This window comes from Lacticaseibacillus zeae subsp. silagei (assembly GCF_030770335.1).
Lineage (GTDB): Bacteria > Bacillota > Bacilli > Lactobacillales > Lactobacillaceae > Lacticaseibacillus > Lacticaseibacillus zeae.
The window spans coordinates 1315737-1340064 of sequence record NZ_CP132484.1; the positions used below are offsets into that span (position 1 = coordinate 1315737).

Genomic DNA, 24328 nt, shown 5'->3' on the forward strand with positions numbered 1-24328 from the left:
CCATAGTCCCAAAAGCCGTTTGAATGCAAACTTTCCAAAAAATTCGTTCGGCTTTAAGGCGCAGGAATGCTGGTCATGACGAAGGGAAAACCATGCGATATACATTTGATTCAAAAGCGACAACCACCACCACGGTTAAACGCCTGTTGGCCAAGCAAGGCGTCAGCCATCGCTTATTCAAAAAGATGCTGAGTGATCGGCTTTTGTGGGTGGATGGTCAGGCGGTCGGCAATATTGCGATTAACGCTGGGCAGGTCGTGCGCTTTGCGATTCCAACCACCAAAACGGTCACGCCGGAAAAGGTGCCGCTTCATGTGCTATACGAAGACGACAACTGGCTAATCGTAGCCAAGCCAGCCAACGTGACCAGTGTTCCCGGCCCGCATGCACCTAATCATAGCTTGTTAAATCGGATCGTGTGGTATTTGCAGCAACAGGGCATCACTGAACCGCAGCCAGCCATCATCACTCGGCTGGATCGCGATACTGTTGGACTTGTCCTGGCAGCCAAGCACCCTTACGCGCAAGGCCGTTTTGATCAGGCGCAACACGCAACGTTGGAGAAGCATTATGTAGCCGTTGTTAGCGGGCAGCTCAAGCAATCAGAAGGAAAAATTGACGCGCCAATCGGCTTGGGGGCGGATGGGATTCACCGAATCATTACCGATGCCGGCCAGCCGGCTCTAACCAGGTATAAGGTCCTGAAAATGGCGACCAACACCCTAGTTGATGTGCAACTGTTAACCGGCCGCACCCACCAGATTCGGGTCCATTTTGCCAGTCTCGGTCATCCGCTCATTGGTGATCGGCTTTATGGTCAGCCAAGTACTTTGATTGACCATCAGGCATTACAGGCCACGCGTTTAAGCTTTGTCGATCCATTTTCAAAAAAGCAAATTCATGCAGCGCTGCCCACTCCGTCTTTGTTTGAGACATTATTGAACGAAAAATGATGCTAGGCGTGTCATTTGGCGTTTAAAAAAAGTACCTCCTTGCCGACAATCTCGGTAAGAAGGTACTTTTTTGACGTTTGACGGCTTATAGCCTACTTAACTTCAGTAAAGACCACACGTTTGCGCAGCTTTGGTGAATACTTCTTGAGTTGCAGGCGATCAGGCGTATTCCGCTTGTTCTTAGAAGTTAAATAGATACGTTCGCCGGTTTCATTGTTACCTAAGATGATGTTGTTCCGCATCTTTCAGCACCTCGCTTTTTCATGATTTAACCTGTCAAGCATACAGGATTGACAGGGCAAAATCAAGGCTGAACCGTAAAGGCGGCAAGCGGCGTCACGCCGTGGGTTTTGGCAATTTCAGCCACACCATCGGGATCAGCGGCCGTTAACCCAGGTAAATCAATAGCGTCACTTTCACCGGTATCGGCTTGCACAACCTGGAAAAGCGGTTCGGCCGGATAAACCAGCAGCTGAGTGGCCGTTTTGACATCCTGCGTGTCTTGGTGCAATAACGGTACATTTTGCAATGAACTTAGCAATGCCTGGTTGGCTTCGAGAAAATCGGTGAGCGTGTCCCAGCTGTCAAGAATCGCAATTGGCGGTTCCAGCGGCGTTAAATAAGCAGCAAACCGGCGCAAATCATCTTCCCATTTGCGAACGGAACTTTCAGCAAATGTGGTCTGGTCCAATTGCTGAACCAAGAGCTGCGGAACCGACTCGGTCTTGACCGAATCCGGCATCGCCGTAATCCGCGCAGTCAGATCGCTAATGCAGCGGTAAGCCTGTTTGACATCCGCCAAAAACTTTAAAATATCCGTCCCGCCCGCGTCTTCGTAAGCGGTTTGAAATTCATTACCAAGCATGCGGTTATTTGACATGGGAAACTCCTCCTTCAAACATGGTGAGCGTGAGCCAGCCCGGTTAGAAACCGGAGTGTAAGTGGCCTTGGGCGTGATGGCCCGGGTTTGGCCATTGCGACCAAGGTCCTTACACGCAGGTTTCTGGGCTGGCGAACGCGTTATGGTGAGCGCAAACCGCCCTGCTTAGAAACTAATGTGTCAGTGACCATTTAGGCTTCAAGGTCCTTACACGCAAGCTTCTGCGCCGGGGAGCGCGTTATGGTGAGCGCAAGCCGTCCAAGCTTTAGTGCCACCGAACGCGTTATGGTGAGCGCAAGCCGTCCCAAGCTTCTGTGCCACTGAGCAGTTACCAAGCACGCAAACAAAGCCCAGACAGTCTTGCTAAACACCCGGCAACAAACAGCGTTGCGGGTGCGTTCTTAGCGTTACCATGTTTCAATAATGCGGCAGTCAATACAACCGGCCTTAAGCAATTACCAAAACCATGATGCCTTGAGGCCGGTGCCTGTGCGCTATCTTTATCATAAGCCAAAGAAGCAGTAACGGCACGCTTTTCTATTGATTTTGCTTGTGTCGAACGACCGTCCAGCGCCAAATACCCAGAATAATGATGAGCAATGCTGTTGCGATGCCGGCAATAATCCAAGGAAGTGCTAAATTATTTTGCGACGCAGCAGGAGTTTTTGGCTGGGAGGTGATGGCGTTGGCCGGCAGGTGGCCATTGTACCGAAAGCTAACCTGCTTGGTCCAAGTATACGAACCGGATTTCGCTGTCCACTTTAAGGTATAAGACCCGGCCTGCAATTGCTTGCCATTTAGTGGAATGCTTTGCGTGAAGCGGGAATGCGGCGCAACCGCCAAGCCGGCAAAATGTCCGGTCAATACCGCCTTGTTCCCACCTGTTGGGAATAACGTATAATCAGTGGCGATTTCGCCAAACTGATTGCTTGAAGGATTATGAATGTTGGCGTTCACCACCGGATAATGGTTGGCAATGCCAATACTGGCTTTTGTGAGTTCCAACATTGGCGGATTAGGAGTCTTCAGATCCTGCCGTAAAATGAGTGGGATACCGATTGCAAATTGGTCCGTGAACCGGACGCCACTGGTTGATGAGGTCGCCGCTGTACCGCCTTTTTGTAAAACGTAAAAACCACCAGATATAATGCCGATAAAATGCGCAGATGGTGCCTGCAAATGATAGGTGACCACTTGATTGCCTTTCGAGGTAATTGTGACTGATGTGGGTCCCTTGATCAACGTATTCAGCCGAATGGCATTCTGATCCAACGACGGCCGGCTCTGATCGAAGGCGATCATGCCACTATTGGTGGTGTAAGCAGGGTTTGCAGCGAGCGTATACGTTTGGGTTTCATCAGTTTGATTGGCGATCCGCAGCTGTAAATCTTCTTGCTGGCCAGGTTGAATCTGCAAGTCAAAATAGCCAGGAACTGTCTGACGTTGATTAGCCGGTAAGATTGGCGTGACGGTGAACTTTGGCGCAACTGCGGCGTTGACGACGCGGAGTGGCCAGATAAAAACCATGAATAAAAAAGTAACAAAATGTTACGTACAAGCTTTTTCATGTGTCCTCACCTTTTGTCTGTAATATGTAGGTGGCAACAGGTGCCACCGAGTGCGATCACATTTATCGCTGCCTGTCAGACGCGGGTGAGGTTTGCTAGTCAATCGGACGTCGCCCTGTCTGATTGTTATATCGATTTATTTCGGATAACAACTTTATTTTACCGATAAGGGTCGTTTAGCCATCATAAAATGCTTGTGCATAGTTGCGTGGGGACATGGGTTGCAGCGGGCTGGACTTGTCTTCGCGTCATGAATACTCGATAATATGAAAAGATAAATAGTTACCGCTGAAGAAAATGCGGGCTTCGATTCAAATGAATGGGACGTTCATCTCACTAAATGGAAAAATTTTTCCACAAAATGAGACAGCGTCAGGGGGAGGAACAATGTTACAAGGACCACGGGTGACAGTTCGCCCTTTTGTGTTGGCAGATACGGATGATTACTTTGCCTATGCAAGACAAAAAAAGGTGACCATGGCCGCAGGGATGCCACCCTTGCTGACGCGCGAGGCGGCGGCCAATCACGTTCAACGCTTCGCCCGCGAGCAGCAGGATCTGGCGTTGGTTTACCAAATGCATGTGATTGGCAACATTGGGGTCTATCCTCGCGCCTTATCGCCGGAAACTGGTGATGACATGACGCGTGAGATCGGGTATATTCTTAATCCGGATTTTTGGCATCAAGGACTGATGCGCGAGGGCCTGCAGCTTGTCATCGCTGACCAATTCGCTCATGGCATCAGGGCCATTTGGGCAGGCGTTTTCCCCGACAATCAGGCTTCTATTCATTTATTAAAAAGATTAGGTTTTGTTTTTCAGTTTGAGGTGCCATTGCCACGAGGGCTAACCGAGCACCAGCCGCGCGATGAACAGTACTTTCGACTTTTGCCGAAACAGTTTGAAAAATGAGGATTTTCTTTAATCATTTTTTGAAAGCCGGGTGAATTCAACGCGGTTTTTTTCTTTTGTATAGGCATCGGATTGAAAAATGCTATAATGAAAAACGAGTAATAGTCTGGAGGTTTCAAAATGACTGTGCAAACAGAGTACCAGCAGGCCTATAAGAAGCGGCTTGCAGCAATCGAAGCCGATCCGCAGTTCACCGTGTTGTCAAGCATGAATCAGCCGCAGGATCCAGCCCAAAAGAAAGTGAGCCAATATATTGTGTTCACTGACTTTAAATCCGACGAACAAAAGCAAAAAACGAACTCGATTTACGTCTACACACCATTTGAAAATGTTGACAAGTATGGCCATTCAAAAGCGGATTATCAAGCACAGCTCTTGTTTGAAACCAATCGCTGGGATAATGTGATGCACATCACCGTCCTGGAGACACTGGGTTCTGAAAGTCGGCTGGCTTTTTACGACTTTGAGAATCTGGGCCTGGCACAGCTGGCGTTAAAAGCATTTCTTAACCTAGCAATGAAAGCCGATATTGGTTTGGTTGACGGCACGATCAGCTCGTTTGATAAAGTCAACTTAGCCAAGTTACGCCACATTTTCACGAAATTCGGTTTTAATATGAAAATGACAGATCCCAAGACTGGCATCGGCAAAATCAGCCGTTCCATGCAGTCTTGAGTAGGCAATTTGGTGGCATTTAATAAGCATGATGCATCGTCTGAAAAGGACGGTGCATTTTTTGTAAACGCGTTATAGAAAATAAAGTCCAACCCTTTAACAGCCCTGAAAAAGCACGATCTTAAACAGGCAAATGGTCTGAAGCCCTTCCACACAGAACACCTTATCCCTGTTGCACTTTGTGAGCAGTTTTTAAGCAAAGTTTACGCCATTTCGTTTAAAATCAAGATGATGCTAAAAAACATCAGCTAAGTGACTCCCAACCGACTCACCTAATTTTAAAATTGATACAGATTAATGAAAAATATGCAACAGAACATTTCTGTTTAGTCAGTGTTTTTCAAAAAAACTAGGCTTGAAACGGAACACAAAAAGCGTATTATGAAACACATCAATAATTTAGGAAGTGGCGAAATGGCAGAAGAGAAGCGCTATGGCGCAGATTTAATTGTCGAAAGTCTGGCAAATCACGGAATTGATTATGTTTTTGGCATCCCCGGCGCCAAAATCGATCGGGTTTTTGAGACCTTAGAACATCCCAAATCAGAAAAGAGTCCGCAATTAATCGTGGCACGGCATGAACAGAATGCTGCGTTCATGGCTGCCGGGATCGGGCGTTTGACTGGCAAACCCGGCGTTGTCCTGACAACCTCGGGACCCGGTGCTTCAAATCTGGCAACCGGCTTGGTGACCGCAACCGCTGAAGGTGATCCGGTTTTGGCTTTGTCTGGTCAGGTTAAGCGGGCAGATTTATTGCGCAGTTCCCATCAAAGCATGCGCAATGCCGATCTTTTTGCGCCGATCACCAAATATGCCGCTGAAGTGCAGGATCCGGATAATGTCAGTGAAATCATTGCCAATGCTTATCAAGCCGCGGAATCCGGCAAGCAAGGGGCAAGTTTCGTGTCGATTCCGCAAGACGTCACCGATTCCCCAGTGAATTCGGAACCGATTAAGCCGCTGGTGGCGCCGAAGTTAGGGCCGGCGAGTCCTAGTGATATGACGTATTTGGCTCATGCCATTAAAGAGGCGTCGCTGCCGGTCTTGCTGTTAGGGATGCGCGCGTCTTCTAGCGATGTGACGGCAGAAATTCGCGAGTTGCTGTCAGTTACCGAGTTGCCGGTGGTTGAAACCTTCCAAGGTGCGGGCATCATCTCTCACCGCCAAATCGACAATTTCTTTGGCCGGGTTGGTTTGTTCCGCAATCAACCGGGGGATATGTTATTGCAACACAGCGATCTTGTCATTGCGATTGGCTATGATCCGGTCGAATATGAACCACGTAACTGGAATGCGGATGGCAAGTCGCGCATCATCGTGATTGATGACGTGCCAGCCGAAATCGATCACAACTTCCAGCCGGAAACCGAGCTGATCGGTGATATTTCTCAGACGCTGGATATTTTGGTACCGTTACTGCGAGGCTATCAGGTGGCGCCTGAAAGCAAGAAATACCTCACGGAACTGCAAGGAAAACTGCAGGAAAGCGATGTTCCGCCAGCTCTCGCAGATCAAAAAGTCTTACACCCGCTCAGTATCGTAGCAGCTTTACAAAAACGCGTGACGGACGATATGACAGTTGCGGTAGATGTGGGCAGTCACTATATCTGGATGGCCCGCCATTTTCGGAGTTACGAACCGCGGCACTTGCTATTTTCCAATGGGATGCAGACGCTAGGCGTTGCCTTGCCTTGGGCGATTGCGGCGACTTTGGTCCGTCCGGGTAAAAAGGCGGTTTCAGTATCAGGTGACGGCGGTTTTCTTTTCTCGGGCCAAGAGCTAGAAACAGCAGTTCGATTGAAAGCGGATTTGGTTCACATTATTTGGAACGATGGCCATTATGATATGGTAAAATTCCAAGAAGAGATGAAATATGGTCGGGCAGCTGGCGTTGATTTTGGCCCGGTCGACTTCGTCAAATATGCGGAGGCTTTTGGTGCCAAAGGTCTGCGTGTCAATCAACCGAGTGAACTTGGCAAAGTGTTAGATGAAGCCTTTGCGACGAAAGGACCGGTGCTGGTTGATATTCCGGTTGATTATTCCGACAATGCGGAACTCGGCGCGGCCATGCTCCCTGATCAGATTTATTAATCGTTAGTGGCAGGTTGACTCAAGGCGGTTGCAGGCTCGAAACCTGTGTAAAAGGAGGTTGTTATTTTTTGAAAACGGATCGATTGTATCAACATGGGACACTGGCAATGCTAGTACCTGGTTTGTTTGCCGGGACACAGACGATCGAAGCTTTGTTGCAACACGGTGACACCGGCATTGGCACGTTGACCGGCCTTGATGGCGAGTTGATTATTCAAGCCGGAAAAGTTTATCAGGTGAATGCACAGGGTACCGTTCGTGAAGTTGCAGCGAATGAGAAAGTGCCGTTTGCGAATGTTCATTATCAAGACGATGTTTCGGCCGGAAAGCTTCAAGGGTTGGATCTGACCGGGTTTCAGAAAGCGGTCCTTGACCGGTTACAAACCAGTAATCTTTTTGCGGCAGTTCGGGTCGAAGGGACCTTTACGCAAATGCACACGCGCGCTGTGTTGCCGCAGCAACCTCCTTATCCGACGTTGACAGAAACGGCTTCGGGTCAAAAAGAATTTCATGCCGATAACGTCAAAGGAACGTTGATCGGTTACTTTTCACCGGATCTTTATGCCGGTGCAGTATCGCCGGGTTTCCATTTGCACTTTTTGGCGACTGATCATCACATGGGTGGGCACATTCTTGGCTTTGAGCTCGACAGTGGCGAATTATTTTTGCAAAAGTTTAGTGACTTTCAGTTACACTTGCCGACAGATGACGAACCGTTCTTAAAGCAGCATTTTGACACGGCTAGTTTAGTCGATGACATCCGCAAAGCTGAAAATTGAGTTAAAACCGGGTGAGAACCGGTTGCCGTCAGATATAAGACATGATAACGTGAACCATAATCAAGATTAGAGGTCGCACCGATCATCAGTCGCAACTGCAATGGCCTGAACGCCAGATGCACAGTTGTTAAAGGGAAAGGTGCCGAAATGCCGGCTTAGTTCAGTAAGGCGGTGTTGGGCCAGTGGATAACATCTGCTGGACTGTCGCGGCTATCGCGGGGCGCTAACAAATCGGATCACGTTTATTCATGACGAAAAGCAGAATAAGCCGATGGGTTAGTTACTGACACCCATCGGTTTTTTTATTGCTTAAACGCGCTGTAACCGTAACAGCCTAACGTTTAACATCTCAACCCATTCAGCAAAGGAGTACATTTGTGGCACAGTCAGCAACGAATCAGGTCAAACGAGAACTCAAAACCCGGCATCTTTCAATGATTGCCCTCGGCGGCAGTATTGGCACCGGACTTTTTGTCGCAAGCGGCAGCGCGATTGCAACTGCCGGACCGGGCGGCGCAATCGCAGCTTATATTGGTATCGGGTTAATGGTGTTCTTTCTGATGACCAGTTTGGGCGAAATGGCCACCTATGTACCGGTATCCGGGTCTTTTTCAGAGTACGCCAGCCGGTTTGTTGATCCGGCGTTTGGCTTTGCTTTAGGCTGGAACTATTGGTTCAATTGGGCGATCACCGTTGCCGTTGATGTTTCAACAACGGCCATTGTGATGCACTTCTGGTTACCGGATGTGCCAGGTTGGCTGTTTTCGCTGGGCTTTTTGGCACTTATTTTTACGATTAACATTATTTCGGTCAAATCATTTGGCGAAACCGAATATTGGCTTTCATTAATCAAAGTGATTACGGTCTTGGTCTTCCTGGTCGTGGGCTTGCTGACCATTCTGGGGATCATGGGCGGACACGGTCCCATCGGCTTTAAAAATTATACGACCGGGGCGGCACCGTTTGTTGGTGGTTTGCCTGCAACGTTAGCGGTTTTCGTAGTTGCTGGTTTTTCTTTTCAAGGCACCGAATTAATCGGGATTACGGCGGGTGAAAGTGCCACGCCCGAAACCAGCATTCCCAAGGCAATTAAGCAGGTGTTTTGGCGGATCTTGCTGTTTTATATTCTGTCCATTGCCGTTATTGCCGCCATCATTCCTTATACCAGTCCGAATTTGTTAGGCGCTAGCGTTGATCAGGTGGCGATTTCGCCGTTTACGCTGGTTTTTGATCGAATTGGGCTCGCTGGGGCAGCCAGTGTGATGAACGCCGTGATTCTGACATCGGTTTTGTCGTCTGCCAATTCCGGCATGTATGCCTCCACCCGAATGTTGTGGGCCATGGGCGGTTCGGGGTTTGCGCCGCGTGTTTTTCAAAAAACGAACACCCGCGGCATTCCGATTGCAGCCTTACTATTGACAACACTGGTCGGTGGTTTGACATTTTTGACCAGCATTATGGGACCCCATGTATATCAACTGTTGGTGGCTGCATCCGGCCTGACCGGATTTCTGGCGTGGCTAGGGATCGCGGTATCACATTTTCGCTTTCGGCGTGCGTTTGTGAAGCAGGGGCATGATGTTCATGAGTTGAAATATCATGCAAAATGGTTCCCGGTTGGCCCAATTTTGGCGATCATCATGAGCTTAATTGTGATTGTGGGGCAGGATCTGCAAGCGGTGCAACATTTTGCCTGGGGACGTCTGCTGATTTCTTACATGTCGATTCCGCTATTCATCGTTTTATTTGTCTGGTATAAGGTCAAACACAAGACCAAACTGATTCCGTTAGAAAAAGTCGATCTTTCACCACACCGTGAGCATCAGGCGAGCAAGCGAGCGTGAGTAAAAGAGTAGCTGATTGGCTTTTTGACCGCAACATTTCTCGCTAAAGTATATGAAATTGCGCCTAAGCTAAATCGGCTCTAAAACGCAGCAATTTGCGTTTTAGAGCCGATTTTTGATGGATAACTGGCAAAATTTATTCGAACGACGAGAGCCTAAGAAGCGGGATCGGCATTTTGGCCTGACAACGAGGCGTCGGTTTTCTTAAGATACAGGCGGCGAATCAATAAGTACAGTCGGAAAATGGCGTCGTCGCTGTCTTCAGCTGTCCAACTAATGATGTGCCCATGAAAACCGGCAGGCGCGGCGGCTTTGATGGCCTGCTCGTTATCGACACTTGTAATAACGAGGTCTGCAGTTTTAAAAACGGCACGTTCCGGCAACAAGTGAACCATTGGTAGATCAGATAAGAAGTTGACAAGGCGGCGGTTAAGCAAGTTGTGGTCGAGATAGGCCAATCTGATCCGTACGGTAGGTGTTTCCGCAAAGTAGCGCAGATAAGGCGTCAGCAAATAGTAGAGCGTGCGCAAAAATAGATGCTGCTTACCAAGAAAATGTCGATATGCCGGCGTATCAGGCAGCGTGGCAATGAATTCCTCGAGGCCTTGATAAAGATTGGTTTTGGTGTAATTCAACGCACGGGGATTGAAAAAGTCGACCAAATGCATGAAATCGCCGCCCAGCATTTCATTGTTCAATGCGATTCGGGTCAGATTGAGGATCAACCCCTGTTCGTGCTGAAGGTCAAAGACCGTGTGATGCCGAATATGATCACCTAAAAAGGCTAAAAGTCGTTTAACGAAATCGGCAGCAACTGTCTTTTGGCTAAGAACGTAATGAATAAAGTCTTTATCGGCTGGTGTGTCACGCAAGAAGGTGATCGTTCGATGTTGCTGAAAATAGAAGAAATCATTTTCAGCTTTCATGAATTGCTTATTGAACGCCGGGAACATTTCTTGCGTATAAACGGAATGCTGAAATGGTGGGTAATCCTTGAAGATCCGGTCAAACGGTTCGTTGCCGGTAACAAAATGATTGCCACTGATCCGCACCCGACAAATTGCCCAAAAGAGGATCTCTTCAAGAATATCGACCGGATTGGTTTTGGCATTGGGCAGGGCCATGTATTCTTTGACGATTTGCTTTTCATCCAGGACTTTAAATGGCCAGTCAACACCATGGTAACCTAGCCAGTAAAAATCAAACAGAAACAGCCTGATTCGGCTTTCTTCACCGATAAAGCACAAATCACTAAAGGACAACTTGATTTGGAACCGTTCGAGCAGTGCGCGCAAGGCGACGGTTTTCCGCACCAACGTTGAGCGGCTGATGAAATGGGCACGGCAAAACTGCTCGGTAGAGGGATGATTAGCCTGAACAATGTAGTCAACAAATTGAAACGCAATCGCATGTTTTAGCAAATAAAGGTGATAATCATCAACCGTTACGTCGATTTCCATTAAAAGGTTGATTTGCTTACGTTTAAGGTTTTCCGGGTGCGCCGTTAATTCGGTTAAATCACGAAAGAGTTCCTGTAAGATGTTGTAGCCCTGCTGATAAGAAAGGTCTAGGTGGCGACTGAGGGTATTAATGGTGTAGGTTTGGACATTACTATCCTTGATAGCTGAAAACATTTGGTATTTTTGGAAATCAGCGCGGTCAAGAAAAGTTTGTTCGTAAAGCATCGTGATCCCCCAATCTGAAGACAATTTTGTTCGCTTCAATATCAATTATAACAAAGAATGACGAGTATGACGTTTTATTAGTGAACTATTGAACTTTAAACATGCGTAAAACCATCTGTTAAGATAAGAAACTGCTATAAAAATGGTATAGACAAGCTTTGTGCCGAGCTTGAAACCTGACGCTGTATGTTCGATGAAGTATAATCATGGGAAATGGGGTAAATTATCTGAAGTAGGGAGATTTTATGAAAGACAATCATGATATTTTTTTGTCAATGTCTGACGCTGAGAAACTGGGGTTGTTTCGTACCATTATCGAGGTACGGGAAGCGCAGACACCAGTTACGGCAAAATTAGCGGCTTATCGTGGTCATCGGCCTTTGGTAAGTGAGGTTAATCTCAAACAGATAGCAGCACTTACGAACCGCAATTATGGCAGCGTCTATAATACTTATAACGGCCTGATTAGTTCATTACAGGCAATGCTTGGCCGGCACCATAGTTCGGTGAAAACACTATTTGCGGTGCCGCCTGACGAATTTCGCTATCATCTTGTTGCCCAATCACATCCATACAAATTTTTAGACGCTGTCTTATATCAACGGTATGAGAACCTTGATGATTTTTTGAAAGCCTGCGATAGCTCTAAAGCCACGGTTTTGCGCCATTTAAAGGCGATTCGGGGTTATGCGCGGCAAAGCGGAGTGCAGTTCTCGTATGAAACACTATCATTTACCGGCCCGGAATTAAACATCCGGCTGTTTATGACAATTGCTTATTGGTTGGCAACCAATGGCGTGGCATGGCCTTTTGAAAATTTAACGCACCAGCAAGCTGGCCAGATTCTAGATGGCTTACTGGTCGTTTTTGATGGCGGCAAGGTCAACACCATCACGCGCGAGTTATTAATGTATTATGTGGCGATTTCGCATCAGCGCATTTTAAGCGGCCACATTTTGGTGCATGACGCGCAATCGGAGGTGCTGCATTACCCGGTTCCCAATCTGTTCAGCGACGCCGCCTCGCGACTACTGGATAAATCAAAACAATTTGAACATCTGACCACCCAGCAGCAACAGAGCGAAAGTGATGCGCTTTATTTTCTATTTAATTTTGCACCGCTATATATTATCACGGATGAGCAAGTTGAAAAGCGGATGATCGAGCGCTACAACAACTATAATCCCGAGATTTATCAATTGATCAGCGGATTTTTCGAGCATTTTCCATACAGCTTCAAGCGTGATATTCACCTACCCGATGATACTTACCGTTTGCTGTTCGTCAATATGCTGAGTGTGACGGTAAGCGTGCTGGCGTTTAATAAGGATTTTACGACCAGTTTGTTAGCCGAGTTCAGTTCAAACATTCAGCAAACCAAGGATGATCCTGCCTTTTATCAACAGGTTAAGGTCACGCTTGACGAAGTGATTGGGCGCAAGAAGCTGTCATCGTTTCGAAATTGCCGAGAAGTTTTGACCGAGGCATTTTATCGTAGCCTCCATCAACTTGTAGTTCAATTTCAGCCACGCAAAAAGGTCTTGGTTGCTCCGATTATCGAACAAACAATGACTGGCTATATCGATCTCTTGGCGTTTTTGCATGCTGTTCCGTTCGTTGAGTTAGCGTCGCCTGATGCTAATCTCAAGGATGTTGATCTGGTCATCACTACTTCGGTAGGACTCATTCAAGACAATGTCGGTAAGACGCAGATTTTCCCGTGGCACATCAATGTCACCAATGACCACTACGGCCAGCTTTATAGTTTGCTGCGGGAACTTTGGGATGAAAAGATGCTCAAGGAAGCGCGTTTTATTTACTAGAACCTAACACCAATCTGTGCAAGTTGTTAGATCACGGGTATATTCGTCATAAAAATACAAAGTTTTCTTGTATCCCGCGTCAAGATGCGGTATTTTAGCAATGTATAGTTAACACGTCTGAAGCGCCTAAGTGGATGTTTTAGAGAGTCAGCGGTTGGTGCAAGCTGACAATCATCCTTATTCCAGCGCCTGAGTGGGCAGTGATGAGCTGCACGGAAGCCGACCGTTATCGGCTAAGAGGGTGGCGTTATGCGCCAAACTTGGGTGGTACCGCGGAAAGAAGCCTTTCGTCCCATTGGAGATGAAGGGCTTTTTTTGTTGAGCGTGAGCCAGCCCGGTTAGAAACCGGAGTGTAAGTGGCCTCGGTCGTGATGGCCGGGTTTTGGCCATTGCGACCGAGGTTCTTACACGCAGGTTTCTGGGCTGGGGGACGCGTTATGGTTGAGCGTGAGCCGGCGCGCTTAGGGGTCGGAGTGTAAGCGGCCTTGATCGGGATGGCCCGGGCTTAGGCCATTGCGACCAAGGTTCTTACACGCAGACCCCTGCGCCGGGGGACGCGTTATGGTTGAGCGTGAGCCAGCTCCTGCGCCGGCAAACGAGGCAAGGCAAACTTTAACGTGTCAGATACATCAAAATGATGAGGGAGGAAGAGTATGTTAGATCTGAAATTGATTCGGCAAAAGCCTGAATGGGCGAAGAAAAAATTAGCCGCCCGGGCAATTAAGGGTGAAGAAATCGACGAGCTACTGGCTCTGGATGAAGAGCGCAGAAAAGTGACAGTGCAGACCGAGGAACTAAAAGCTCAGCGCAATGAAGTTTCCGGGAAGATTGCCGTCATGAAGCGCAACAAAGAAAACGCGGATGACCAAATTGCAGCGATGCGCGAAGTCGGCCAGAAGATTAGTGCTTTAGACAAAGAGCTGGCGGCACTTAATGACAAAGTGACTTATATTCTAGTACGTTTACCGAATTTCCCGGCAGATGACGTGCCAATGTCGCTGAACGAAGATGATTCACGAGAAGAGTACAAGTGGGGCAAGATTCCAAGTTTTGAATTTGAACCAAAACATCACTGGGACATCGGTGAGAGTCTTGGCATTTTGGATTTTGAACGAGCCGCCAAAGTTTCAGGCAGTCGGTTTGTTTACTATAAAGGAGCCGGAGCCCGCCTAGAACGTGCCGTTTACAATTTCTTTTTAGACGAACATCAAAAAGAAGGTTACGAAGAAATTATTCCTCCTTACTTGGTTAACAACGATTCCATGTTTGGAACTGGTCAGTTTCCCAAGTTTACCGATGCTACTTATACCATCACCAATGACGGCGAGCCATTGACCATGATTCCGACCGCCGAAGTTCCACTGGTCAACTATTACCGTGGCGACATTATTGATGCGGATAAACTGCCAATCAATTTTACGGCCTTAACTCCGGCGTTTCGTTCTGAAGCTGGCAGTGCCGGCCGCGACACCCGCGGCCTGATCCGCATGCACCAATTTAACAAGGTCGAGATGGTGAAATTCTGCAAACCGGAAGATTCCTGGAAAGAATTGACTAATTTGATTCATGATGCTGAGGATCTTTTGCGTAAACTCGGATTGCCTTACCATGTCATCACATTAGCCAGCAACGATGCTAGCTTCACCAGCGCCAAGACAAATGATCTGGAAGTCTGGTTCCCGGCCCAGGATCGCTACCGGGAAATCTCAAGCTGTAGCAACTGCACCGACTTCCAAGCGCGGCGTTCCCAGATTCGGTATCGCGACGACGAAGGCAAGCTGCAGTTTGTCCACACACTCAACGGTTCAGGACTCGCAGTTGGCCGAACGGTAGCAGCCATTCTTGAAAATTACCAGCAAGAAGACGGCACCGTTAAGATTCCGGATGTTTTGGTTCCTTACATGCATGGGCAAACTGTCATCAAACAAGAAAATTAATTGAGAAAATGCATGTTTATGCAGCGGATTGTTAATGATTCGCTGCATTTTTGATTGAATGTTCGGCCTTCGATTTCTTAGCAAAACCTCATTTAAAAAGTGTTGACGGCGTTCAACAAAGTTGCTATCATATTATTCGTTGTCAAATTGATAGCACATCAGGGCATTCAACAAATGCATGTTTATTCAAAAAGTTGTTGACATGATTTGCTGGTCATGATAATCTATCAAAGTTGTCTTTTGACAAGGTCGTCCTTTGAAAACTGAACAAAGTTTCGTTTAAATGTGCAGGGTCCTTGATACTTCGGTGTCGAGGCAAAAAGTAACATTTGCGAAGTCAATTCGCTAGAACAACAAATCGAGCTATTCGAACAGCTCATATTTATATGAGAGTTTGATCCTGGCTCAGGATGAACGCTGGCGGCGTGCCTAATACATGCAAGTCGAACGAGTTTTGGTCGATGAACGGTGCTTGCATCGTGATTCAACTTAAAACGAGTGGCGGACGGGTGAGTAACACGTGGGTAACCTGCCCTTAAGTGGGGGATAACATTTGGAAACAGATGCTAATACCGCATAAATCCAAGAACCGCATGGTTCTTGGCTGAAAGATGGCGTAAGCTATCGCTTTTGGATGGACCCGCGGCGTATTAGCTAGTTGGTGAGGTAACGGCTCACCAAGGCCATGATACGTAGCCGAACTGAGAGGTTGATCGGCCACATTGGGACTGAGACACGGCCCAAACTCCTACGGGAGGCAGCAGTAGGGAATCTTCCACAATGGACGCAAGTCTGATGGAGCAACGCCGCGTGAGTGAAGAAGGCTTTCGGGTCGTAAAACTCTGTTGTTGGAGAAGAATGGTCGGCAGAGTAACTGTTGTCGGCGTGACGGTATCCAACCAGAAAGCCACGGCTAACTACGTGCCAGCAGCCGCGGTAATACGTAGGTGGCAAGCGTTATCCGGATTTATTGGGCGTAAAGCGAGCGCAGGCGGTTTTTTAAGTCTGATGTGAAAGCCCTCGGCTTAACCGAGGAAGCGCATCGGAAACTGGGAAACTTGAGTGCAGAAGAGGACAGTGGAACTCCATGTGTAGCGGTGAAATGCGTAGATATATGGAAGAACACCAGTGGCGAAGGCGGCTGTCTGGTCTGTAACTGACGCTGAGGCTCGAAAGCATGGGTAGCGAACAGGATTAGATACCCTGGTAGTCCATGCCGTAAACGATGAATGCTAGGTGTTGGAGGGTTTCCGCCCTTCAGTGCCGCAGCTAACGCATTAAGCATTCCGCCTGGGGAGTACGACCGCAAGGTTGAAACTCAAAGGAATTGACGGGGGCCCGCACAAGCGGTGGAGCATGTGGTTTAATTCGAAGCAACGCGAAGAACCTTACCAGGTCTTGACATCTTTTGATCACCTGAGAGATCAGGTTTCCCCTTCGGGGGCAAAATGACAGGTGGTGCATGGTTGTCGTCAGCTCGTGTCGTGAGATGTTGGGTTAAGTCCCGCAACGAGCGCAACCCTTATGACTAGTTGCCAGCATTGAGTTGGGCACTCTAGTAAGACTGCCGGTGACAAACCGGAGGAAGGTGGGGATGACGTCAAATCATCATGCCCCTTATGACCTGGGCTACACACGTGCTACAATGGATGGTACAACGAGTTGCGAGACCGCGAGGTCAAGCTAATCTCTTAAAGCCATTCTCAGTTCGGACTGTAGGCTGCAACTCGCCTACACGAAGTCGGAATCGCTAGTAATCGCGGATCAGCACGCCGCGGTGAATACGTTCCCGGGCCTTGTACACACCGCCCGTCACACCATGAGAGTTTGTAACACCCGAAGCCGGTGGCGTAACCCTTTTAGGGAGCGAGCCGTCTAAGGTGGGACAAATGATTAGGGTGAAGTCGTAACAAGGTAGCCGTAGGAGAACCTGCGGCTGGATCACCTCCTTTCTAAGGAAACAGACGTAAGTCTGACGGAAACCTGCACATACGAAACTTTGTTTAGTTTTGAGAGGATGACCTCTCTTTTTACGCCTATCGGGCCTATAGCTCAGTTGGTTAGAGCGCACGCTTGATAAGCGTGAGGTCGATGGTTCAAGTCCATCTAGGCCCATCAAGCGTTCGCTTGTTAATTGAACAACCCTTATGGGGGATTAGCTCAGCTGGGAGAGCGCCTGCTTTGCAAGCAGGAGGTCATCGGTTCGATCCCGTTATCCTCCATTGGCCGTCAGGCCAATTCACCGACGCAAGTCGGCGACTTTGTTCTTTGAAAACTGGATATCATTGTTGTAAATGTTTTAAATTGCCGAGAACACAGCGTATTTGTATGAGTTTCTAATATAGAAATTCGCATCGCATAACCGCTGACGCAAGTCAGTACAGGTTAAGTTACAAAGGGCGCACGGTGGATGCCTTGGCACTAGGAGCCGATGAAGGACGGAACTAATACCGATATGCTTCGGGGAGCTATAAGTAAGCTTTGATCCGGAGATTTCCGAATGGGGGAACCCAGTACACAGCAGTGTATTGCCTGCAAGTGAATTCATAGCTTGTCGGCGGCAGACGCGGGGAACTGAAACATCTCAGTACCCGCAGGAAAAGAAAGAAAACTCGATTCCCATAGTAGCGGCGAGCGAAGTGGGAAGAGCCCAAACCGAGAAGCTTGCTTCTCGGGGTTGTAGGACTGGACATTGGAGTTACCAAAGTTCGACGTAGTCGAAGTCAGCTGGAAAGCTGCGCCATAGAAGGTGAAAGCCCTGTAAACGAAACGGCGGACCCTCCGTCCAGGATCCTGAGTACGGCGGAACACGTGAAATTCCGTCGGAATCCGGGAGGACCATCTCCCAAGGCTAAATACTCCCTAGTGACCGATAGTGAACCAGTACCGTGAGGGAAAGGTGAAAAGCACCCCGGAAGGGGAGTGAAACAGTTCCTGAAACCGTGTGCCTACAATTAGTCAAAGCCCGTTAAGGGGTAATGGCGTGCCTTTTGTAGAATGAACCGGCGAGTTACGTTTGCCTGCGAGGTTAAGATGAAAAGTCGGAGCCGGAGCGAAAGCGAGTCTGAACAGGGCGAATGAGTAGGCAGATGTAGACCCGAAACCAAGTGACCTACCCATGACCAGGTTGAAGGTGTGGTGAAACACACTGGAGGACCGAACCCATGTATGTTGAAAAATGCTGGGATGAGTTGTGGGTAGCGGTGAAATTCCAAACGAACTTGGAGATAGCTGGTTCTCTCCGAAATAGCTTTAGGGTTAGCCTCGGAGGATGGATCATGGAGGTAGAGCACTGTTTGAACTAGGGGCCCATCAAGGGTTACTGAATTCAGATAAACTCCGAATACCATCGATCTTACTCCGGGAGTCAGACAGTGAGCGATAAGGTCCATTGTCGAAAGGGGAACAGCCCAGATCACCAGTTAAGGTCCCTAAATTTATGCTAAGTGGAAAAGGATGTGGCGTTGCACAGACAACTAGGATGTTGGCTCAGAAGCAGCCACCATTTAAAGAGTGCGTAATAGCTCACTAGTCGAGTGGCACTGCGCCGAAAATATACCGGGGCTAAGCATAATACCGAAACTGTGGGTGCACCCGTAAGGGTGCGCGGTAGGAGAGCGTTCTAAGGGCGTTGAAGGTCGATCGTGAGGACGGCTGGAGCGCTTAGAAGTGAGAATGCCGGCATGAGTAGCGAAAGATCAGTGAGAATCTGATCCACCGTATGACTAAGGTTTCCTGGGGAAGGCTCGTCCTCCCAGGGTTAGTCGGGATCTAAGGCGAGGCCGGAAGGCGTAGTCGATGACAAGCAGGTTGAGATTCCTGCACTAGTTTATTTTGTTTAAGCGATGGAGGGACGCAGGAGGCTAAGGAAAGCGCACGGCTGGAAAAGTGCGTCCAAGCCGCAAGTCTGGTGGCGAGTGAAATGCTTGCGACCATAAGGACAAGCGGTGATGGGGAGCGAAATTAAAGTAGCGAAGTTCCTGATGTCACACTGCCAAGAAAAGCTTCTAGTGAGAAATAAACTACCCGTACCGCAAACCGACACAGGTAGTCGAGGAGAGTATCCTCAGGTGAGCGAGCGAACTCTCGTTAAGGAACTCGGCAAAATGACCCCGTAACTTCGGAAGAAGGGGTGCTGACCGCAAGGTCAGCCGCAGTGAATAGGCCCAAACAACTGTTTATCAAAAACACAGGTCTCTGCTAAATCGAAAGATGATGTATAGGGGCTGACGCCTGCCCGGTGCTGGAAGGTTAAGAGGATGAGTTAGCGCAAGCGAAGCCCAGAATTGAAGCCCCAGTAAACGGCGGCCGTAACTATAACGGTCCTAAGGTAGCGAAATTCCTTGTCGGGTAAGTTCCGACCCGCACGAAAGGCGTAATGATTTGGGCACTGTCTCAACGAGAGACTCGGTGAAATTATAGTACCCGTGAAGATGCGGGTTACCCGCGACAGGACGGAAAGACCCCATGGAGCTTTACTGTAGCTTGATATTGAGTGTTGGTACCGCTTGTACAGGATAGGTAGGAGCCGTAGAGATCGGAACGCTAGTTTCGATGGAGGCGTTGGTGGGATACTACCCTAGCTGTATGAACACTCTAACCCGCGCCACTGATCGTGGCGGGAGACAGTGTCAGGTAGGCAGTTTGACTGGGGCGGTCGCCTCCTAAAATGTAACGGAGGCGCCCAAAGGTTCCCTCAGAATGGTTGGAAATCATTCGCAGAGTGTAAAGGTAGAAGGGAGCTTGACTGCGAGACTGACAAGTCGAGCAGGGACGAAAGTCGGGCTTAGTGATCCGGTGGTTCCGTATGGAAGGGCCATCGCTCAACGGATAAAAGCTACCCTGGGGATAACAGGCTTATCTCCCCCAAGAGTCCACATCGACGGGGAGGTTTGGCACCTCGATGTCGGCTCATCGCATCCTGGGGCTGTAGTCGGTCCCAAGGGTTGGGCTGTTCGCCCATTAAAGCGGTACGCGAGCTGGGTTCAGAACGTCGTGAGACAGTTCGGTCCCTATCCGTCGCGGGCGCAGGAAATTTGAGAGGAGCTGTCCTTAGTACGAGAGGACCGGGATGGACGTTCCGCTGGTGTACCAGTTGTGCCGCCAGGCGCATCGCTGGGTAGCTATGAACGGAAGGGATAAACGCTGAAAGCATCTAAGTGTGAAGCCCTCCTCGAGATGAGATTTCCCATTCCTATATGGAAGTAAGACCCCTGAGAGATGATCAGGTAGATAGGCTGGAAGTGGAAGTGCAGCGATGCATGGAGCGGACCAGTACTAATCGGTCGAGGACTTAACCAAGTAGAGCGTGAGCAGGAGCGCTTAGAAACCGGAGCATAAGCGGGCCTGAGTTCGTTGGCCGGGTTTTGGCCAATGGACTCAGGGGCCTTATGTGGAGGTTTCTGTGACTGCGAACGCGTTTCGATGAAATACACTGGTTCCCGACAACACAACAACAATGATAGCCAGTTTTGAGAGCGCAAAGTTCTCATAAGTGTGGTGGCGATAGCAAGAAGGATACACCTGTTCCCATGCCGAACACAGAAGTTAAGCTTCTTCACGCCGAGAGTAGTTGGTGGGAAACTGCCTGCGAGGGTAGGAAGCTGCCACGCTGTTTATTCCGGTTTAGCTCAGTTGGTAGAGCACCTGACTGTTAATCAGGTTGTCGTCAGTTCGAGCCTGACAACCGGAGCTCATGAAACACTCGTCGTTGACGGGTGTTTTTTTCTACAAAAAATTGATGTAAGTGATCATTAATGACATGATGAAACAAGGGGTGACACAGTGTCACCATGTATTGAGATTGATCTGTCATTTGAATACACGAAAAGATGCTTAAAAACGTAGTAGCTTAGCGGGTACGTGGTTATTGCCAATGTGTAATGGTCAAACTTGACCGGGCTTGGTAATATCCGCATAATGTTGATACAGAACATCGTCAGTAAAAATGAAAGAGGTATCGTGATGAATAATCGGATTCAACTTCGCCAGCAGAAAAAGCCTCGTCATCGGGGACTTAAAATTTTTGGAATTATCGCAGGTGTCTTGCTTTTGTTGATCGTGGCTTGCGTTTTCTTTTTTCCGCAGATCAACAATACGATTCGTAATGTGACGGGCAATGATACGCCGGCAGATGCCGCGGTTAAATCTCGCTTGGTGTCGGAAATTACTGCGCAGAAGACGGGGAATGCAACGACTGATGCCGCACTCCAGCGCGCAGCTGATACATTGAAAGAGACCAAAATGAGTACGATCATGAAAGCCGCGCAAGATCAGGATCAGGCAGCAGTTTTACTGCAAAAGGCAACTGGTGCCAATCAGGCGCAAGCTAAGCTAGCTGCAGCGTTGTTGTTCAAAGAGGAATCGATCACTCCGGTTCGCCAAGCGATCGCTTCAGGTGACTATTATCGAGCGTATCAGGATGTCAAATCGTTGCAACAACAAGGTAACACTAGTACGTTACAGAATTTATTGACCGGTCAGTAAAAACAAAACAGCTCCCGCATGGCAATGAAGCCATAACGGAAGCTGTTTTTGATTGAAACAAGAATTTACTTAGGTTCATACATAAATGTCAGTTCATTGTGTGGCTGAATCAGGCGACCAGAGACGGTTTTGTCGGACATGATCATGCCACCGGGTAACATGGCGTGGTGATACCGAAAATTAGGGAAGTCCGGTGCTGTTAGTTCATATTGGTGACCAGTTTTGGTATGCAGCACCTGAGCGTCACGCAATGGCCGGTTGTGATTATCAAAGTACTGAATAACCAATGTTGCCGGAACCGGGTGATGAACCAGTGATGGTGCCGTTGTGTAGATAAAGGTTAGCTGCGGGGCATTACCCGTCATGGTACCGGTGACAGTTGGATCACCGACATGCTGGCCGTCTGGGAGAACGGCTTTTTGAAAATCATAACCGATTAAGGTCGGAGCAGTGAGTCGAAAATGATGTTCTGGCGTATTCATTAAGTGATTGTCTGGGCCTAATGTCTTGCCGTTTTCATCGACATAATGAATGGTTAAAGTGACTTGTGCCAAATAATTTCACATCCTTTTCGATGATTTAAAAAAGAACTAAGCGTTGCGGGCGGTGAAGCGTGCTTGATTAATGGTTGGCTTTTCCAATTCATCCAACAACGCAACTGCCAGTGTACCGCTGTTGAGAACGGATTTACCGTCATCGTCTTTTAGCAGTGTATTGTCGCCGCGAACGTATTCAGTTGCCGGCCCATGTTCAAAGTTCATGCTTGGCGAGATGCCAATCCAGTTGACATTGTCGGTCCACTGCAGTAGCTGATATTCTCTGAGCTGGTTCTTAGGCGTGTTGATAAATGCCGGTGCATGCGGATCATTTTTAAGTAAATCATACAGGAGCTTGCCGTCAGTTTCCAGGCTGCCTGCTCCTAGAATAAAGACTAGCCGCGGGGAGGTGGTCTCCCGTAACTCGTGGATCAGGTGATCGGCTAAATCAATATGGAGATAGGCTTGTTCAACGGTTGTTGCGAAGGCATCAACAACCGCATCGTAGCCTAGCAGCTGATCGCGGGTGAGGGTGAAAGCGTCTTGCTGCACGAGTTCGGCATCAGGCGGAAGAACGCCGATACCTTTGTCTGGATGACGAACGTAACCGGTAACTTCGTGGCCTCGCTTGAGCGCCTCTTTGTAGATCGCTGATCCTGCATTGCCAGTCGCACCAATAATTGCAATCTTCATCTATAACAACATCCTTTCATAACGAGTCGGTTCAAGGTTTATGATACACTTACTAAAAGTAGATAGACAATTAAATTGGCTCAAAATTAAATCTTCCGCTGTCTTTTCAACGTACTTTTCGGGGCACTTTTCGGAATCGAAATTGTGTGAGAAAAAAGGCTTTACAGTGCTATATTGCTCCTGTATAATCTTACTTGTTGTTCAGCAATGGCCCGTTGGTCAAGTGGTTAAGACACCGCCCTTTCACGGCGGTAACATGGGTTCAAATCCCGTACGGGTCAGTATGCCGGCTTAGCTCAGTTGGTAGAGCATCGGTATCGTAAACCGAGGGTCACAGGTTCAAGTCCTGCAGCCGGCATTTCATAGGGTGTTTTAGTTTTTCTTAGAAAGTGAAATGCCTATATATCAACGATTTAGCCCTCCTAGGTTACCTTAGGAGGGCTTTGTTTTTGAGACTTTGGGACCAAAATGGGACCAAAGATGACTTTTGATAGCAGAAACTTGAGAAAATCGATTTTATCCATCCGTGTCATGTTGACTTGCGTTTGCCAAAATATGATGCTTCAGCTGCGCATACTCGTCTTGGCTTAGCCCTCCGGAATCAAGCAGCTTTTTAAGTTTCACCAGATCGTCAATTTGCGTTGAAACAGTGTTGTTGTCTTCTGCTAAATAAGCAGTAATAGAGCTTGTGAGAGCGCCGATGAGACCGATACCATTGAACATGAGTAGAACAGCGGCAATTCTTCCTAGAAGCGTGTGAGGTGAAATGTCGCCGTAGCCAACGGTGGTGGCGGTGACGATTGCCCACCAGATTGAATCACTGTACGAGGCACCCTCGGCCAACGAATAGATGGCGGCCGCGATGATGACTAGGATGACCGATAACCACAGATAATAAATGAGACCGCCTTTGTGGAGAAATTTCCTGGTTCGTCCCTGTAAAATGCTGATAATACCTGCAAGTCGGGTGATACGAAATGCGCGGCTGAGTCGGACGATACGAAAGGCTCGGGCAAACCGGAAAAACGAAAAAATGGCGTTAAAGGGAATGATTGCCAACAAATCGAGCAAGTGAGTTTTAAAGAACTTAAACTTGTTGTCTGCGGTTAAGAGGCGTGCGAAGTAATCGACGGTAAAGATAGCGAGTATCGCATTGTCTACCACATCGTAGGGAAAGGCTGTCAGGCTAATGACTGATGAATAGTCCAAAATAACCATCACAATAGAAATGACCGCCAGTAGTGCAATCACAACATTGTAGTAACGAATAAAACGTGAATTTAATTTCAAAATGCCATCCCCAATTACATAGTTGCCCCATACCCAACGCGAACGAAATAACCCAGCGTCTTTAACGATGATTTAATTCTATCTTTAGGATCACAAGAGTTCAATCATTTGTAGGTCGAGCTTATGGAATCCCAAGAAAAGCGAAAAATTAGAATCTTCTCCGAAATCCCTATCCC

At 48.2% G+C, this 24328-nt stretch carries 16 protein-coding genes, 5 tRNA genes, 3 rRNA genes and 1 riboswitch; of the genes, 17 read left to right on the plus strand and 7 right to left on the minus strand.

Annotated elements, in window-relative coordinates; translation table 11 throughout:
- Positions 1-92: 92 nt before the first annotated feature.
- Entirely contained in the window at positions 93-953 is an 861-nt protein-coding gene (locus LACZS1_RS06295; RefSeq protein WP_070650081.1) for an RluA family pseudouridine synthase, read from the plus strand.
- A 92-nt stretch (positions 954-1045) separates the two neighbouring features.
- Here the strand turns inward: LACZS1_RS06295 and rpmG are convergent, their stop codons facing one another.
- The 3 genes from rpmG to LACZS1_RS06310 all read right to left on the minus strand — a co-directional run bounded on the left by rpmG (position 1046) and on the right by LACZS1_RS06310 (position 3360).
- Entirely contained in the window at positions 1046-1195 is a 150-nt protein-coding gene (gene rpmG, locus LACZS1_RS06300; protein WP_003566154.1) for a 50S ribosomal protein L33, read from the minus strand.
- Between the two features lie 62 nt (positions 1196-1257).
- Entirely contained in the window at positions 1258-1833 is a 576-nt protein-coding gene (locus LACZS1_RS06305; RefSeq protein ID WP_025013110.1) for a hypothetical protein, read from the minus strand.
- A 537-nt stretch (positions 1834-2370) separates the two neighbouring features.
- Entirely contained in the window at positions 2371-3360 is a 990-nt protein-coding gene (locus LACZS1_RS06310; protein ID WP_083311542.1) for a DUF916 domain-containing protein, read from the minus strand.
- Between the two features lie 428 nt (positions 3361-3788).
- On the opposite strand from LACZS1_RS06310, the gene LACZS1_RS06315 reads away from it, so the two are divergent.
- The 5 genes from LACZS1_RS06315 to LACZS1_RS06335 all read left to right on the plus strand — a co-directional run bounded on the left by LACZS1_RS06315 (position 3789) and on the right by LACZS1_RS06335 (position 9702).
- A complete protein-coding gene (locus LACZS1_RS06315) occupies positions 3789-4313 on the plus strand; it encodes a GNAT family N-acetyltransferase (protein WP_070650080.1) in 525 nt (174 codons plus the stop codon).
- A 120-nt stretch (positions 4314-4433) separates the two neighbouring features.
- Entirely contained in the window at positions 4434-4988 is a 555-nt protein-coding gene (locus LACZS1_RS06320) for a hypothetical protein (RefSeq protein ID WP_010491332.1), read from the plus strand.
- A 414-nt stretch (positions 4989-5402) separates the two neighbouring features.
- Positions 5403-7079, plus strand: a complete 1677-nt coding sequence (alsS, locus tag LACZS1_RS06325) for an acetolactate synthase AlsS (RefSeq protein WP_010491330.1) — start codon at positions 5403-5405, stop codon at positions 7077-7079.
- A gap of 68 nt (positions 7080-7147) precedes the next feature.
- Positions 7148-7858: an acetolactate decarboxylase gene (gene budA, locus LACZS1_RS06330; protein WP_070650079.1), complete on the plus strand. Its 711-nt coding sequence runs from the start codon at positions 7148-7150 to the stop codon at positions 7856-7858.
- Positions 7859-7917: 59 nt separating this feature from the next.
- Positions 7918-8092, plus strand: a riboswitch (Lysine riboswitch).
- A gap of 143 nt (positions 8093-8235) precedes the next feature.
- Positions 8236-9702: an amino acid permease gene (locus LACZS1_RS06335; RefSeq protein ID WP_047105613.1), complete on the plus strand. Its 1467-nt coding sequence runs from the start codon at positions 8236-8238 to the stop codon at positions 9700-9702.
- 155 nt (positions 9703-9857) lie between these two features.
- Here LACZS1_RS06335 and LACZS1_RS06340 read toward each other — a convergent pair whose 3' ends face one another.
- The gene (locus tag LACZS1_RS06340; protein ID WP_070650078.1) at positions 9858-11387 is read right to left on the minus strand and encodes a helix-turn-helix domain-containing protein; all 1530 of its coding nucleotides are present in this window, start codon (positions 11385-11387) and stop codon (positions 9858-9860) included.
- Between the two features lie 245 nt (positions 11388-11632).
- Between LACZS1_RS06340 and LACZS1_RS06345 the strand changes: the two genes are divergently transcribed.
- The 9 genes from LACZS1_RS06345 to LACZS1_RS06385 all read left to right on the plus strand — a co-directional run bounded on the left by LACZS1_RS06345 (position 11633) and on the right by LACZS1_RS06385 (position 21633).
- Positions 11633-13210: a helix-turn-helix domain-containing protein gene (locus tag LACZS1_RS06345; RefSeq protein WP_010491314.1), complete on the plus strand. Its 1578-nt coding sequence runs from the start codon at positions 11633-11635 to the stop codon at positions 13208-13210.
- A 653-nt stretch (positions 13211-13863) separates the two neighbouring features.
- The gene (gene serS / locus LACZS1_RS06350) at positions 13864-15147 is read left to right on the plus strand and encodes a serine--tRNA ligase (RefSeq protein WP_070650077.1); all 1284 of its coding nucleotides are present in this window, start codon (positions 13864-13866) and stop codon (positions 15145-15147) included.
- A 382-nt stretch (positions 15148-15529) separates the two neighbouring features.
- A 16S ribosomal RNA gene (locus LACZS1_RS06355) occupies positions 15530-17099 on the plus strand.
- An 89-nt stretch (positions 17100-17188) separates the two neighbouring features.
- Positions 17189-17262 (plus strand) — tRNA-Ile (locus tag LACZS1_RS06360).
- Positions 17263-17296: 34 nt separating this feature from the next.
- Positions 17297-17369: transfer RNA gene (locus LACZS1_RS06365), tRNA-Ala, on the plus strand.
- Between the two features lie 161 nt (positions 17370-17530).
- Positions 17531-20448 (plus strand): 23S ribosomal RNA (locus LACZS1_RS06370).
- 194 nt (positions 20449-20642) lie between these two features.
- A 5S ribosomal RNA gene (rrf, locus tag LACZS1_RS06375) occupies positions 20643-20759 on the plus strand.
- Together the 16S, 23S and 5S rRNA genes with 3 tRNA genes alongside form the textbook arrangement of a ribosomal RNA operon.
- Before the next feature lie 7 nt (positions 20760-20766).
- Positions 20767-20839 (plus strand) — tRNA-Asn (locus LACZS1_RS06380).
- A 272-nt stretch (positions 20840-21111) separates the two neighbouring features.
- Entirely contained in the window at positions 21112-21633 is a 522-nt protein-coding gene (locus LACZS1_RS06385) for a hypothetical protein (RefSeq protein WP_070650558.1), read from the plus strand.
- A 65-nt stretch (positions 21634-21698) separates the two neighbouring features.
- On the opposite strand, the gene LACZS1_RS06390 is transcribed toward LACZS1_RS06385, so the two are convergent.
- Together LACZS1_RS06390 and LACZS1_RS06395 are read right to left on the minus strand one after the other, a co-directional pair.
- Entirely contained in the window at positions 21699-22187 is a 489-nt protein-coding gene (locus tag LACZS1_RS06390) for a MucBP domain-containing protein (protein WP_070650557.1), read from the minus strand.
- Between the two features lie 36 nt (positions 22188-22223).
- Positions 22224-22862, minus strand: a complete 639-nt coding sequence (locus tag LACZS1_RS06395; protein WP_047107626.1) for an NAD(P)-dependent oxidoreductase — start codon at positions 22860-22862, stop codon at positions 22224-22226.
- A gap of 209 nt (positions 22863-23071) precedes the next feature.
- Between LACZS1_RS06395 and LACZS1_RS06400 the strand changes: the two genes are divergently transcribed.
- Both LACZS1_RS06400 and LACZS1_RS06405 read left to right on the plus strand, forming a co-directional pair.
- Positions 23072-23143: transfer RNA gene (locus LACZS1_RS06400), tRNA-Glu, on the plus strand.
- Between the two features lie 4 nt (positions 23144-23147).
- Positions 23148-23220, plus strand: a tRNA-Thr gene (locus LACZS1_RS06405).
- Positions 23221-23378: 158 nt separating this feature from the next.
- Here the strand turns inward: LACZS1_RS06405 and LACZS1_RS06410 are convergent.
- The gene (locus tag LACZS1_RS06410; protein WP_070650556.1) at positions 23379-24152 is read right to left on the minus strand and encodes an ion channel; all 774 of its coding nucleotides are present in this window, start codon (positions 24150-24152) and stop codon (positions 23379-23381) included.
- Between the last annotated feature and the right edge of the window lie 176 nt (positions 24153-24328).

What these genes read in the sequence shown, in the direction of transcription:
- LACZS1_RS06295 (WP_070650081.1), top strand. Translation starts at nt 93, where the DNA reads ATGCGATATACATTTGATTCAAAAGCGACAACCACCACCACGGTTAAA.
- rpmG (WP_003566154.1), bottom strand. Translation starts at nt 1,195, where the DNA reads ATGCGGAACAACATCATCTTAGGTAACAATGAAACCGGCGAACGTATC.
- LACZS1_RS06305 (WP_025013110.1), bottom strand. Translation starts at nt 1,833, where the DNA reads ATGTCAAATAACCGCATGCTTGGTAATGAATTTCAAACCGCTTACGAA.
- LACZS1_RS06310 (WP_083311542.1), bottom strand. Translation starts at nt 3,360, where the DNA reads ATGGTTTTTATCTGGCCACTCCGCGTCGTCAACGCCGCAGTTGCGCCA.
- LACZS1_RS06315 (WP_070650080.1), top strand. Translation starts at nt 3,789, where the DNA reads ATGTTACAAGGACCACGGGTGACAGTTCGCCCTTTTGTGTTGGCAGAT.
- LACZS1_RS06320 (WP_010491332.1), top strand. Translation starts at nt 4,434, where the DNA reads ATGACTGTGCAAACAGAGTACCAGCAGGCCTATAAGAAGCGGCTTGCA.
- alsS (WP_010491330.1), top strand. Translation starts at nt 5,403, where the DNA reads ATGGCAGAAGAGAAGCGCTATGGCGCAGATTTAATTGTCGAAAGTCTG.
- LACZS1_RS06340 (WP_070650078.1), bottom strand. Translation starts at nt 11,387, where the DNA reads ATGCTTTACGAACAAACTTTTCTTGACCGCGCTGATTTCCAAAAATAC.
- LACZS1_RS06345 (WP_010491314.1), top strand. Translation starts at nt 11,633, where the DNA reads ATGAAAGACAATCATGATATTTTTTTGTCAATGTCTGACGCTGAGAAA.
- serS (WP_070650077.1), top strand. Translation starts at nt 13,864, where the DNA reads ATGTTAGATCTGAAATTGATTCGGCAAAAGCCTGAATGGGCGAAGAAA.
- LACZS1_RS06385 (WP_070650558.1), top strand. Translation starts at nt 21,112, where the DNA reads ATGAATAATCGGATTCAACTTCGCCAGCAGAAAAAGCCTCGTCATCGG.
- LACZS1_RS06395 (WP_047107626.1), bottom strand. Translation starts at nt 22,862, where the DNA reads ATGAAGATTGCAATTATTGGTGCGACTGGCAATGCAGGATCAGCGATC.